Raw genomic sequence first — 12,009 nt, 5'->3', positions numbered from 1 at the left:
GCCGTGGAGCCTCCCCGCGCCGGGCTGCGCGCCCGTGGGGCGCGCGCCCGCTGCCGCCCGCCGCCGACCGGGCCGGGCATGTCGTCGCGTGCGGCGGGTTGCGGGCAGCGAGACCAGTCGGCGCTTTCGCCGTCTCCAACGCACAACGTTCCCGCATCCTGCCACCGTGTGCCCAGCCGATGCAGCGTGATGGCACCCATCCGGCGCATCATGAACCCATGCGAGCAGTAGTTCAGAGGGTGAACGGCGCCCGGGTGGACGTGGACGGGCGGACGGTCGGCGAGATCACCGGGCAGGGCCTGTGCGTCTTCGTCGGGGTGACGCACGAGGACACCGCCGAGCACGCCGGGCGGCTGGCCCGGAAGGTGTGGTCGCTGCGGATCCTGGAGGGCGAGAAGTCCTGCTCCGACGTGGCGGCTCCGGTGCTGGTGATCAGCCAGTTCACCCTCTACGGCGACGCCCGCAAGGGGCGCCGCCCGACCTGGCAGGCGGCGGCGTCCGGGCCGGTCGCCGAGCCGCTGGTGGACGAGGTGAGCAGTCGGCTGCGGGCCCTGGGCGCGGAGGTCGCCGAGGGGAGGTTCGGCGCCGACATGAAGGTCTCGCTCGTCAACGACGGTCCGTTCACCGTGCTGCTGGAGGTCTGACGGCGGCGGTGTGCCCGACCTGATGCGCGACGGGGCCGGGCCGGGATGCCCGAGCGGGGACCCCGCCCGGTCGGCCGGCCGGGGTCGGGGTCGGGGTCGGGCGGAAGCGCGGGGCGGGCCCGTGGGTGGCAACGCCCCGTCGGCTGCCGGACCGCCGCCGCGAACCGGCAGCCGACGGGCCCCCGTTGCGACGGCTGTCGGGGGGTGACAGCCGTCGCACGGGAGTTCCTCGGCGCCGGTCGCTCCGGCGCGGGTGGTCGGGGAGGAGGCGGGGTCACTTCACGGAATCGGCCATCAGGTCGTCCGCGTCTTCCTCTTCCAGCACCTCGCCTTCGCCGTGCTGGGCGTCGCGGCCGGCAGCGCGGCCACCGCGCTGCTCGGGTCCCGCATCCCCGGACGCATCGGCGAGGCCGCCGGCGCGTGGCGGGAGCTGCCCGGCCACGCCGCGCTGCTGCTGGGCGTCCCGGGCGCCGCACTGCTGCTGATCGCGACCGCCACCGGACTCGCCGCCCGGCGGGCCGGCAAGGTCTCCCCGGTACCGGCCGCGCGCGCGGCGCTGCCGGTCGCCAGCCGGCTGACCGTCCTCGGCCGCCGGGCCCTGGGCTGGCACGTCCCGCCGGCCCTCGTGCTCGGCTGGCGCGCCGCCTTCCCGCGCCGGGCCCGCGCGCTGGTGCAGGTGGCCCGGCTGGCCCTGCCACTGCTGATGATCACTGTCGCACTCGGCGCCTGGACCACCCTGGAGGAGTCCCAGGAGGCCCCCGAGCGGCTGGGCCTGCAGGCCGGGCTCACCGCCCGGAGTGAGCAGGCCGGCGCCGCGGACGACGGGTCCGGGGAGCGGCGGCGGGTCGAAGCGCTGGAGGCCCACCCGGACGTCACCGCGGCGTACCCCGGCATCGAGGTCAGCGCGCTGGTGCCGGGGCAGACCGGCACCAGCGCCCTGCGGGGGCTGGGAACCGCCGGGGACCGCTACCCCTTCGCCGTGGTGGAGGGCCGCGCCCTTCGGGGCCGGACGAGGCCGTGGCCGGCCAGGGGCTCCTGGACCTGCTCGGCGTCCAGGTCGGCGACTGGGCCCGGATGACGGTCGAGGGGCGTCCGCAGATCCTGCACCTCGTGGGCCGCAGCATCGAGCCGGAGGGCGGCGGCCGGGTCGTCTCCACCGACCTGGGCACCCTCCGCGAACGCGCGCCGGAGTTGGAGCCCGGCTTCCACCACCTTGTCCTCCGGCCCGGCGCGGACCCGCGCACCGTGGGCGACGAGCCGGCCGCGTCCGTCGACGGGCTGGAGATCCGCGAGGTGCCCAACCCGGCCGACGGCCTCTCCCCCGCCCGCGGCATGATCGCCGGACTGATCGCGGTGCTGGCCCTGATCCGGCTCACCGAACTGCTCATTATGATCGGCACCAGCGTCCGGGACCGCGGCCGGGACCTGCTGGCGCTCACAGCGATCGGTCTCAGCCCCCGGCAGATCAGTGCGGTGATCGTCTCCGCGGCGGGCTTCACGGCGCTGGCCGCCGCCGCGCTGGGCATCCTGGCCGGCGCCCCGCTCGGCAATCCTGGCCGGCGCCCCGCTCGGCAGGTTGCTGGTCGACGCCCAGGGCCGGTCCACCGGCATCGGTGCCGGGATCGCGCAACTCCCGTCCGCGGGCGTGCTGTCGGCCCTCGCCGCGGCAGCGGTGCTGGGAGCGGTCGCGGCGGCGGCCCTGCCCGCGGCCCGGGCCGCCCGCAGCCGCCTCGCCGACTCCCTCAACGAGACCCTCTGAGCCGCTCCCCGTCGGCGGGGAGTCCCGCGGGCCCGCCCCGGGGGAGATCCGGGACGGGCCCGCGGGGCTCGTGGATGCGCTGCGGCGCCCGGGTCAGGGGGCGACCACCGGTTCCTGGGAGGCGGCGGTGTCCCCGGCGAGCAGCGGTGCATCCAGCGGAACGTTCCGCTTCACCAGCGCGAGCGCGATGGGCCCCAGCTCGTGGTGGCGCGCCGAACTGGTCACGAACCCCAGTTGCCGGCCCTCCGGCCCGTCCGCGGCCGACCGCACCGGGTCTCCGTGCACCGGGATCTTCACCTCGCTGCCGTCCAGGTGCAGGAAGACCAGGCGGCGCGGGGGCTTGCCCAGGTTGTGCACCCGGGCGACCGTCTCCTGCCCGCGGTAGCAGCCCTTCTCGAGGTGCACCGCGGTACCGATCCACCCCAGTTCGTGCGGGATCGTCCGGTGGTCGGTCTCCATGCCCAGGCGCGGCCGGTGGCCTTCGATGCGCAGTGCCTCGTACGCCAGCGTCCCCACCGGGCCGCCGTGCTGCCCGGCGAAGTCGCGCAACCGCTCGCGGGGCAGGAAGAGGTCCCGGCCGTGCGGGGTCTCGCGCACCGCGGCATCGGCCGGCGTCGGGGCGATGGAGCCGGCCGGCAGGTGGACGACGGCGTACTCCTCCGTCCGGTCCGCCGCCTCGACCTGGTAGAAGAACTTCATGCTCTCCAGGTAGGCCAGCAGCTCCTTGCCGCGTCCGGGTTCGGTGTGGATCCACACCGTCGCGCCGTCGTCGACCAGGTACAGGACGTGCTCGATGTGACCGTTGGCGCTCAGCACGAGCGCCTCGGTGGCCTGCCCCGGTTCGAGTGCGCTGACGTGCTGGGTGAGCAGCAGGTGCAGCCAGCTCAGCCGGTCGGCTCCGCCGACGGTGAGCACGTCGCGGTGCGAGAGGTCGACCAGGCCGCCGCCGGCGGCCAGGGCGCGCTGCTCCCGGAACAGGTCGCCGTAGTGCGCGGCGACCCCCTCGTCGGGCCCCTCGGCGGCCACTGCGCCGGGCAGCGACAGCAGCGGGCTGTGGTACGTCATTCGGCAATCCCTACGGCACGTCGTCGGTCTGTTCTGCTGAGCACTTCCGGCACCGGCCGAAGATGGCGAAGTGCCGCACGTCGGTGTCGAAACCGTGGGAGGCCCGCAGTTGTTCCGCGAAGCCCTCGGCCTCCGACACGTCCGCCTCGATCACTTCGGTGCAGTCCCGGCACACCAGGTGCATGTGGTGGTGCCGGTCCGCGAGGTGGTACGTGGGAGCCCCGTGCCCGAGATGGGCGTGGCTGACCAGGCCCAGCTCCTCCAGCAGCTCCAGCGTCCGGTAGACGGTGGAGATGTTCACGCCGCCGGCCGTCCGCCGCACCTCGGCGAGGATCTCCTCGGGCGTGGAGTGCTCCAGTTTGTCCACGGCCTCCAGCACGAGCTGCCGCTGCGGGGTCAGCCGGTACCCGCGTTCGCGTAGGTCTTTCTGCCAGTCGGTGCTCACCACGCCCCCAGTGTAGGAGCAGCGCGGGCGCGGCGGGCCGGACGGCCGCGGGGCGGTACCGGCGCGCCCGGCGCCCGGCCCCGCCCGCCCCGGGGACGCGGCGGTCGTCAGTCTCCGTCCCGCAGGTCCGGTACGGCCTCCTCGCGCAGGTAGGCGCCGAGTGACTCGACGGCCGCCGGGTTCCGCGGGCTCTCCACCAGGTCCACGTAGTCGAGTACGAAGATCCGCTCGTTGCGCACCGCGGAGACGTTCCGCAACGGCTCGTGGCTCAGCAGGAAGTCGCGCTTCTGCGCGGCACCGGTGTCGCCGTAGTCGTTGATGACGATGACCTCCGGGTCCCGGTCGACGACCGTCTCCCAGCCCACGGTGGTCCACGAGTCGTCGAGGTCCGCCATCACGTGCTCGCCGCCGGCCTTGGTGATGATGTCGTGCGGACCGGCGAAGCGCCCCGCGGTGAGTGGCTTGTCCCGGCCGTCGTCGTAGAGGAACACCCGCGGGCGGTCGGCGCCCTTCGGCGCCTTCGCGACGGTCGCGGCGACCTGCTTCTCGAAGCCGTCGATCAGCTCCGCGGCCCGTTCCTCGACGTCGAAGAGGGTGCCCAGGGCGCGGAGGTCGGTGTAGAGGGCGTCCAGCGGCGACATCACCCCGCGTTCGCCGCCCCGCCCGCTGCGGCAGGACTCGGTCAGCAGGTAGCTGTCGATGCCCAGTTTCTCCAGGGTGGCAGGGGTGAAGCCGTCGGCCTCGCTGAAGCCGTAGTTCCAGCCGGCGAAGACCAGGTCGGCCTCGACCTCGACGGCGATCTCCTTGCTGATCCGCCGCTCGGAGAGCCACTCGGTCTGCCGGTAGCCGTCCGCCCACGGCACACCGTCGGTGTCGCCCTTGTCGTCCGGCATCACGTAGCCGGCCATCCGGTCCGCCAGGCCCAGCGCGAACATGATCTCGGTGATGCCGACGTCGTTCGTCACCACCCGCTCCGGCGCCCGCTCGAAGGTCTTCTCCTCCCCGCAGTTGGTGAGCGTCACCGGGTAGTGGTCCGAGGCGTCCCGCTCCGGGGCGGCCTCCTCGACGGAGGCGCCGCAGGCGGCCAGGAGCACGAGGGCCGCGGCGGCCGCCGCGGCCCTCGTGCTGCGGACCGACCGGCGCCGACCGGTGGCGGGGCGGCCGGAGAGGTACGCGGGCGACCGCTCGGACGGGCGGGGAGGGAGGGACGGGGGCACGGCGGGGCTCCTTCGGACGGAGTAGAGAGGCGGACGGGGCGGTTGGTCGGGCGATGCGTGGGGGCGTACGGGCCGCACCGGGCGGCGGGAGCGCCCGGTGCGGCCGCTCGGGCGGTGCGTGCGGGGCGGCAGGACCGGTGCCGGACGGGTCTCACCCGGCGGGGAGCCGGTCGAAGAGGAGTTGGAGCGCTCCCGACCCGGGGTGCCGTACCCGGTGGGCGCGGACGCCGAAGACCTCGGCGAGCAGGCGGGGCGTGAGGACGTCGTGCGGCGGCCCGGAGGCGACGATCGCCCCGCCGTCGATCACGTACAGCTCGTCGCAGTGCCGGGCCGCCAGGTTGAGGTCGTGCAGGGCGGTGAGCACGGTCGTCCCGCTGTCCCGCACCAGCGACAGCACTTCCAGCTGCTGGGCGATGTCGAGGTGGTTGGTCGGTTCGTCGAGGACGAGGACCTGCGGCTGCTGGGCGAGCGCCCGGGCGATCAGCACCCGCTGCTTCTCCCCGCCGGACAGGCTGCGGAAGCCGCGGTCCGCCAACTGCGCCGCGCCGACCCGCTCCAGCGCGGCGCGGCAGAGCGCCCGGTCCTCCTCACGGGCCCGGGCGGCGGCCCGCTGGTGCGGAGTGCGTCCCATGGCCACCACCTCGGACACCAGGAAGTCGAACTCGGTCACCGACTCCTGCGGCAGCGCCGCCAGCAGCCGGGCGCCCTCGCGCGCCGTCATCGCGTGCAGGTCGGCCCCGTCCAGCGCGACGGTGCCCGAGGCGGGCCGGTGGGCGCGGTAGACGCAGCGCAGCACACTCGACTTCCCGCTGCCGTTCGGCCCGACCAGGCCGACCATCCGGCCGCTCCCGGCGTGCAGGCTGACCTCCCGCACCAACCGCGTACCGGCGATCTCCACCGTCAGCTGCGCGACGTCCACGTCCATCAGGCGGCACCCCCGAAGGCGTGGCCGCGGCGCCGCATCAGCAGGAGGAAGGACGGCACGCCGATCACGGCGGTGAGCACGCCCACGGGCAGCTCCACGGGCGCCAGCACCGTCCGGGAGAGCACGTCCACCCAGACCAGCAGTACCGCGCCGAGCAGCGAGGCCGCCGGCAGCACCCGCCGGTGGTCGGCGCCGACCAGCATCCGCGCGGCGTGCGGCACCATCAGCCCGATGAACCCGATCGCCCCGCTGACCGCCACCACCGCGCCGGTCACCCCGGCGGCGAGCACGAACAGCTCGCGGCGGAATCGATCCGCGTCGACCCCCAGCGCCGCCGCCGTCTCGTCTCCCATGGACAGCGCGTTCAGCCGGCGGGCGGAGACCAGCAGGTACCCGGCACCGGCGAACACCGCGGCGGCGGCGATCGGAAGCGCCGACCAGGTCGCCCCGCTCAGGCTGCCGAGCAGCCACATCATCGCCGACCTGGCCGCCTCGCCGCGTTCCGCCATGAAGACCATCAGCGTCGTGACCGCGGAGAACCCGTAGTGCAGCGCGGTGCCGGTCAGCACGAGCCGCAGCGGGGTGAGGCCGTGCGCGCTGCGCGCCACGGCGTAGACGAGAGCCATCGCCGCCAGGGCCGAGGCGAAGGCGGCACCGGAGACCGCCCAGACCCCCAGCGCCCCCAGCGCCCCGAAGATCAGGACGGCGTTCGCACCGATCGCCGCCCCCGAGGAGATGCCGAGGACGAACGGGTCGGCCAACGCGTTGCGCACCATGGCCTGCACCGCGACACCCACCACCGCGAGCCCGGTGCCGACGACCGCGGCGAGCAGCGCCCGGGGGAAGCGGATCTCCCAGACGATCGTGTACGCCGACAGCTCCGCGGCGGGCAGCGCTCCCCCGGTCAGTCCCGCCCGCAGATGGTCCAGCGCCTGCCACCAGGGCACGCCGGACGGGCCGAGCACCACGGCGGCCGGCAGCGAGAGCAGCAGGGCGACGGTGAGGAGGAGCAGCAGCGGCAGCAGCGGCACCCGTCCCGGTGGACGCGCGGTGCGGCCCGTGCGGGGCCCGGCGGCGGAGGGCGCCTCGACGGACGTCCCGGGGGTGGAGGGGGTGCCGGACGACGTGCCGGATATGCGCTTGACCGGGAGGGGCACGGGCGGGCCGCCTTCGCCTCGGGCCGCGGGCGCACGGGGCAGGAGCTGCCCGGACCGCCGTCCCGCGGTAACCACCGCGAGCGCTGCACCGTGCGGCTTCCCCTCGCAGTCCACGGCGAGTTGACAGGAGCTGTGCCGCCGCGGGTGATCGGGCTCGCGCGGCCCCGAAGGGCGCGCCTACCGTTGCGGGTCAGCGCCGGAATCTCACCGGACTTCCCCCGCGGGACATCGTGCAGCGTACTGCCCGGGACGGCCGAACGGGTGAGGGGGCGCGCTCCGGAGGCGATTCCCGGGCGACGGCGCGGCGGCCGTCCCGGCCGGGGCACCCGCCGTCAGCCGCGCCGGGGCCCGTGGCCGCCGGACCGGAGCGGACGCCGCAGTATCGCCGAGGCCCGCAGCACCACCTCCTCCAGACTGAACGGCTTGCCGACGCAGTCGTCACCGCCCGCGGTGAGGGCCGCCACCCTGGCCGGTGCCGTGTCGGGAGCGCTGAGGAAGAGCACACGCACCCGTCCGTCGGCCTGCCGCAGTTGCCGGGCGACCTCGTAGCCGTTCAGATCGGGCAGGCCGACGTCGAGAACGGCCAGGTCGGGAGGCTGCCGGGCGGCGGCGTTCAGCGCCGTGACGGCGCTGGCCGCGGCCGTGACCCGGTAGCCAGCGAGCTGGAAGGTCTCGGCGAGCACTTCGCGGACATCGGCGTCGGCGTCGGCGATCAGGAGGCCGGGAGGGAAACACGTCACGGCCCAGATCTACCCGAGGAATCTCAAAGAACCCTGAGAGCCACCACCCGGTGCCGGACGGTAGGGGAACGACGGACGGGGACGGGCGGGTGCCGCGCCACCGGGCCCGGGGGCGATAATCGGCGGCATGGACGGACCCACCGACGTGAACCCGCAGGACGCGCGGGCCCCCCGCCCCGAGCCGATCCGCTTCTACGGCACCACGTGGGTCGATCACTCCGGCGGCTATCGGCTGCGCCGGATCGGTCTGACCCTGGGTGCCTTCTCGGCCGCCGCGGCCGGAGCGCTGGTGCTGCGGTTCGCCTACCAGGGCGTGGCCGTCTCCGATGCCGGGCGACTCGTCAACCTGCTGCTCGTGGTCGCCTTCGCCATCTGCAGTTCGCTCGCGTTCAGCCGTAGTTGGAGCGGCTGGGTGCGCAGGCCCGAGCACCCGCGGGACGCCGGTGCCGAGAAGTCGATGCGCAGCATCCTGATGATCGGCTTTGTGGGCGCGCTGCTCGCCTACGGCTTCCGCAGCTTCGTCGAGGCCCCGGGGGAGAAGCTCCATCGGGCCGAGTACGAGCGGGCCGTCGGGATCCACGAGCGCCGGAGGACCACCCGTACCGGCAACCCGGCCGCCAAGCGCACGCCGAAGTCCAAGCGCAAGCGCTGACCGGCCCGCCGCCGCAGCCCTGCCTGTTGCTGTCGGCCGCCTGCTGCTGCTCGCCGCCCCCGCCCTGCCCGCCCGTGTCCGCCGTCCCGCGGGGCGCGCGGACCTGCCGTACAGCCCGCTGCCGCCCCGGCCGCTGGCAGTGTCGGCCTCCGGGGCCTTTACGGGGGAACCCCGACTCCTCCTCGGCATGTGGCGGTGACCCCCTCCCGTACCGTCCGCACCCGCCGGAGGCCGCGCACCAAGTGCGCGGCCTCCGGCGTTTTCGTCGGCGCCTCGGGACGCCCGCGCCGCCCTGCCGCGCCCCGTGCCCCGGCGCGCGCTGCTTGACGGGTGAGGGCGGCGGGAGCATTATTCATCACATGATGAATTCCATTGAGGAGGCGGTCCTCGCCAGGGGACTGACCGTCGTCCGCGGGGGCCGCACCGTGCTCGACGGGCTCGACTTCCGTGTACCCCGGGCCGCGGTGACCGGGCTGCTCGGCCCGTCCGGCTGCGGCAAGTCCACGCTGATGCGGGCGCTCGTCGGTACCCAGGCCCACGTCACCGGAACGCTCCGGGTCCTGGGCCTGCCCGCCGGCTCCCCGCCGCTGCGCGCCCGCGTCGGCTACGTCACCCAGGCACCGTCCGTCTACGCCGACCTCACCGCCCGCCAGAACCTCGACTACTTCGCCGCCGTCCTCGGCCTCTCCCGGGGCCGCCGCGCGGCCCGGGTGGAGCAGGCGCTCGCCGACGTGGATCTGGGCGGCGACGCCGACCACCTCACCGGCAACCTCTCCGGTGGCCAGCGCTCCCGGGTCTCCCTCGCCGTCGCGCTGCTGGGCGACCCCGAACTCCTGGTCCTGGACGAACCCACGGTCGGCCTCGACCCCGTGCTCCGCCGCGACCTCTGGGACCTCTTCCACCGCCTCGCCACCCGGCACGGCACGACCCTGCTCATCTCCTCGCACGTGATGGACGAGGCCGACCGCTGCGAACGCCTGCTGCTGATGCGCTCCGGACGGCTGCTCGCCGACGGCACTCCGGAGCACCTGCGTGCGGACACCGGTGCGGACACGGTCGAGGACGCGTTCCTCCGCCTCGTCGACGCCGACCGTGCCCGCGGCGAGAGCCCCGCGAACCGCGGCGGCAGCCGCACCACCGAGCAGGAGGACCACCGATGAGCACTGCGCTCTCACCCGCGCGCACCGCCGCGACCGCCAGGCGCGTCCTGCGCCAGCTCAGCCACGACCGGCGCACCCTCGCCCTGCTCGTCCTGCTGCCGGTCCTGCTCCTGACCCTGCTCTACTACGTCTTCGACGCCGACCGGCGGGCCTTCGACAGCATCGGGGCCTCGTTGCTCGGCATCTTCCCGCTGATCACGATGTTCCTGGTGACCTCGATCGCGACCTTGCGCGAACGCACCTCGGGCACGCTGGAACGGCTGCTCGCGATGCCACTCGGCAAGGGCGACCTCGTTCTCGGCTACGCGCTCGCCTTCGGGCTGCTCGCCGTCCTCCAGGCGTCCCTCGCCACCGGTGTGGCGATCTGGTTCCTCGACCTGGAGTTCGCGGGCTCGCCCTGGCTCCTGCTGCTGGTCGCCCTGCTCGACGCGCTGCTCGGGACGGCTCTCGGCCTCTTCGTCTCCGCCTTCGCCTCGTCCGAGTTCCAGGCGGTGCAGTTCATGCCCGCGGTGATCTTCCCGCAGTTGCTGCTCTGCGGACTCTTCGCCCCCCGGGACAGCATGCAACCGGTGCTGGAGGCGGTCTCGAACGTGCTGCCCATGTCCTACGCGGTCGACGGCATGAACGAGGTGCTGGCGCACGAAGCCGTCACCGGCACTTTCGTCAGGGACGCCGCGGTCGTCGGCCTCGTCGCCGCGTTCGTCCTCGTGCTCGGTTCGGTCACGCTGCGCCGCCGGACGCCCTGACCGGATGGGCCGTCGCCCCCGCATCGGCGCCGGAGTGCCGCCGGTGCGGAACCACGGCGCCGGGGTGTACCAGGACGCGGACCATGCGGAAGGGGCAGGCTGCGGCCTGCCAGCATGGACCCATGAAGCGACAAGTCGCCGTGCTCGGCACGGGAAAGATCGGCGAGGCACTCCTGAGCGGCATGATCCGCGGTGGCTGGTCGCGGGAGGACCTGCTGGTCACCGCGCGCAGGCCGGAGCGTGCCGTCGAACTGCGGGAGCGACATGGTGTCGAGGCGGTCGGCAACGCCGAGGCGGCCGAGCGCGCGGACACCCTGATCCTCACCGTCAAGCCGCAGGACATGGGTGCCCTGCTCGATGAACTGACTCCGCACACCGCGGCGGACCGGTTGGTCATCAGCGGCGCCGCGGGCGTCCCGACGACCTTCTTCGAGGAGCGCCTGCCCGTGGGAACCCCGGTCATCCGGGTCATGACGAACACTCCGGCGCTCGTGGACGAGGCCATGTCGGTCATCTCGGCGGGCACGCATGCGGGCGAGCCGCACCTGGCCCACGCCGAGGAGATCTTCAACGGGGTGGGCAAGACCCTGCGGGTTCCCGAGTCGCAGCAGGACGCGGCGACCGCGCTCTCCGGCTCGGGGCCGGCGTACTTCTACTTCCTGGTGGAGGCGATGACCGACGCCGGTATCCTGCTCGGGCTGCCGCGGGACAAGGCGCACGACCTGATCGTGCAGGCGGCGTACGGGGCCGCGGTGATGCTCCGGGACAGCGGGGAGCACCCCGTCCGGCTGCGGGAGAACGTCACCTCCCCGGCCGGGACCACCATCAACGCCATCCGCGAGCTGGAGAACCACGGGGTGCGGGCCGCCCTGCTGGCAGCACTGGAGGCCGCCCGCGACCGCAGCCGGGAACTGGCCTCCGGCAAGGGCTGAGGGGAGCGGGTCACCCGGCCCGGGCGCCCGCTCCTCCCCGAACTCTCGGGTCGGCCGGGCCCGGGGCGGCCCGCCCCGGGCGTCGACCGGGGCCGGTTTGATGGGCACCTGGACGTCGTGTAGTGTTCTTCGGGTTGCCGCGTGGCCGTGAGGCTGCGTCGGCGGCCACTTCTGCCACTTGCGGTGGCGTCCATTTCTGAAGCTTGTCTCCCGTTCGGGGTCTTTTCGGCGTGCCCGGAAGATATGCGAATGGCTCGATTTTGAGTCGGCGGGAATCGGCGGTAAAGTGGTGGACACGCCGGAAGGCGCGCCACACGATCACAGGTTCGAAATCGCCGGTGAATGTGTGGTGTGACGAGGGCGGCCTCTGCTCCGACAGAGGGTTGGATGTGGAAAATTCGGCCGGGAACGGTCGGGGGAAACACTCTGATAGAGTCGGGGACACACCGAAGGGAAGCGCCCGGAGGAGCCTGGGAGGGTTTCGAAGGAAGCGTCCGTTCTTTGAGAACTCAACAGCGTGCCAAAAGTCAACGCCAGATATGTTGATACCCCGTCCGGGGGTGGGTG

At 73.9% G+C, this 12,009-nt stretch carries 13 protein-coding genes; 7 read left to right on the top strand and 6 right to left on the bottom strand.

Translation table 11 applies throughout. The features are described from left to right. Positions 1-218: 218 nt before the first annotated feature. From dtd to H300_RS29470, 3 genes are all read left to right on the top strand, one after another. Positions 219-644: a D-aminoacyl-tRNA deacylase gene (gene dtd, locus H300_RS0119105; RefSeq protein ID WP_028428699.1), complete on the top strand. Its 426-nt coding sequence runs from the start codon at positions 219-221 to the stop codon at positions 642-644. Between the two features lie 253 nt (positions 645-897). Then, the gene (locus H300_RS29475) at positions 898-1,722 is read left to right on the top strand and encodes an ABC transporter permease (RefSeq protein WP_028428698.1); all 825 of its coding nucleotides are present in this window, start codon (positions 898-900) and stop codon (positions 1,720-1,722) included. Positions 1,723-2,220: 498 nt separating this feature from the next. Continuing rightward, positions 2,221-2,403, top strand: a complete 183-nt coding sequence (locus H300_RS29470) for a hypothetical protein (RefSeq protein ID WP_028428697.1) — start codon at positions 2,221-2,223, stop codon at positions 2,401-2,403. A gap of 93 nt (positions 2,404-2,496) precedes the next feature. On the opposite strand, the gene ygfZ is transcribed toward H300_RS29470, so the two are convergent. From ygfZ to H300_RS27885, 6 genes are all read right to left on the bottom strand, one after another. Then, on the bottom strand, positions 2,497-3,468 hold the full coding sequence (gene ygfZ / locus H300_RS0119090; RefSeq protein ID WP_028428696.1) for a CAF17-like 4Fe-4S cluster assembly/insertion protein YgfZ: 972 nt from the start codon (positions 3,466-3,468) through the stop codon (positions 2,497-2,499). Positions 3,469-3,478: 10 nt separating this feature from the next. After that, on the bottom strand, positions 3,479-3,916 hold the full coding sequence (locus H300_RS0119085) for a Fur family transcriptional regulator (protein ID WP_028428695.1): 438 nt from the start codon (positions 3,914-3,916) through the stop codon (positions 3,479-3,481). A gap of 104 nt (positions 3,917-4,020) precedes the next feature. Then, complete coding sequence (locus tag H300_RS27890; protein ID WP_037981055.1) at positions 4,021-5,007, bottom strand: ABC transporter substrate-binding protein; 987 nt, start codon at positions 5,005-5,007, stop codon at positions 4,021-4,023. A 274-nt stretch (positions 5,008-5,281) separates the two neighbouring features. Then, positions 5,282-6,055, bottom strand: a complete 774-nt coding sequence (locus H300_RS0119075) for an ABC transporter ATP-binding protein (RefSeq protein ID WP_028428694.1) — start codon at positions 6,053-6,055, stop codon at positions 5,282-5,284. Beyond that, the gene (locus H300_RS0119070; protein ID WP_028428693.1) at positions 6,055-7,086 is read right to left on the bottom strand and encodes an iron ABC transporter permease; all 1,032 of its coding nucleotides are present in this window, start codon (positions 7,084-7,086) and stop codon (positions 6,055-6,057) included. Before H300_RS0119070 ends, H300_RS0119075 begins: the two co-directional genes overlap by 1 nt. 458 nt (positions 7,087-7,544) lie before the next feature. Beyond that, complete coding sequence (locus H300_RS27885) at positions 7,545-7,952, bottom strand: response regulator (protein ID WP_051270212.1); 408 nt, start codon at positions 7,950-7,952, stop codon at positions 7,545-7,547. A gap of 127 nt (positions 7,953-8,079) precedes the next feature. Between H300_RS27885 and H300_RS0119060 the strand changes: the two genes are divergently transcribed. The 4 genes from H300_RS0119060 to proC all read left to right on the top strand — a co-directional run bounded on the left by H300_RS0119060 (position 8,080) and on the right by proC (position 11,442). Beyond that, on the top strand, positions 8,080-8,604 hold the full coding sequence (locus tag H300_RS0119060; protein ID WP_037981042.1) for a hypothetical protein: 525 nt from the start codon (positions 8,080-8,082) through the stop codon (positions 8,602-8,604). 359 nt (positions 8,605-8,963) lie between these two features. Next, positions 8,964-9,764, top strand: a complete 801-nt coding sequence (locus H300_RS27880) for an ABC transporter ATP-binding protein (protein ID WP_051270211.1) — start codon at positions 8,964-8,966, stop codon at positions 9,762-9,764. After that, positions 9,761-10,510 (top strand): ABC transporter permease, encoded by a 750-nt coding sequence (locus H300_RS0119050; protein WP_028428691.1) that lies wholly within the window; start codon positions 9,761-9,763, stop codon positions 10,508-10,510. Before H300_RS27880 ends, H300_RS0119050 begins: the two co-directional genes overlap by 4 nt. A 122-nt stretch (positions 10,511-10,632) precedes the next feature. Continuing rightward, positions 10,633-11,442 carry a pyrroline-5-carboxylate reductase gene (gene proC / locus H300_RS0119045; protein WP_028428690.1) on the top strand — a complete coding sequence of 270 codons (810 nt, stop codon included), beginning with the start codon at positions 10,633-10,635 and terminating at the stop codon, positions 11,440-11,442. Positions 11,443-12,009 lie beyond the last annotated feature (567 nt).

Source organism: Streptomyces sp. TAA040, from assembly GCF_000424845.1.
Note: the sequence above shows the minus strand (reverse complement) of the source record. Positions and strands in the feature narration are given on the sequence as shown.

What these genes read in the sequence shown, in the direction of transcription:
- ygfZ (WP_028428696.1), bottom strand. Translation starts at nt 3,468, where the DNA reads ATGACGTACCACAGCCCGCTGCTGTCGCTGCCCGGCGCAGTGGCCGCC.
- H300_RS0119060 (WP_037981042.1), top strand. Translation starts at nt 8,080, where the DNA reads ATGGACGGACCCACCGACGTGAACCCGCAGGACGCGCGGGCCCCCCGC.
- proC (WP_028428690.1), top strand. Translation starts at nt 10,633, where the DNA reads ATGAAGCGACAAGTCGCCGTGCTCGGCACGGGAAAGATCGGCGAGGCA.
- H300_RS0119075 (WP_028428694.1), bottom strand. Translation starts at nt 6,055, where the DNA reads ATGGACGTGGACGTCGCGCAGCTGACGGTGGAGATCGCCGGTACGCGG.
- H300_RS27880 (WP_051270211.1), top strand. Translation starts at nt 8,964, where the DNA reads ATGATGAATTCCATTGAGGAGGCGGTCCTCGCCAGGGGACTGACCGTC.
- H300_RS0119050 (WP_028428691.1), top strand. Translation starts at nt 9,761, where the DNA reads ATGAGCACTGCGCTCTCACCCGCGCGCACCGCCGCGACCGCCAGGCGC.
- dtd (WP_028428699.1), top strand. Translation starts at nt 219, where the DNA reads ATGCGAGCAGTAGTTCAGAGGGTGAACGGCGCCCGGGTGGACGTGGAC.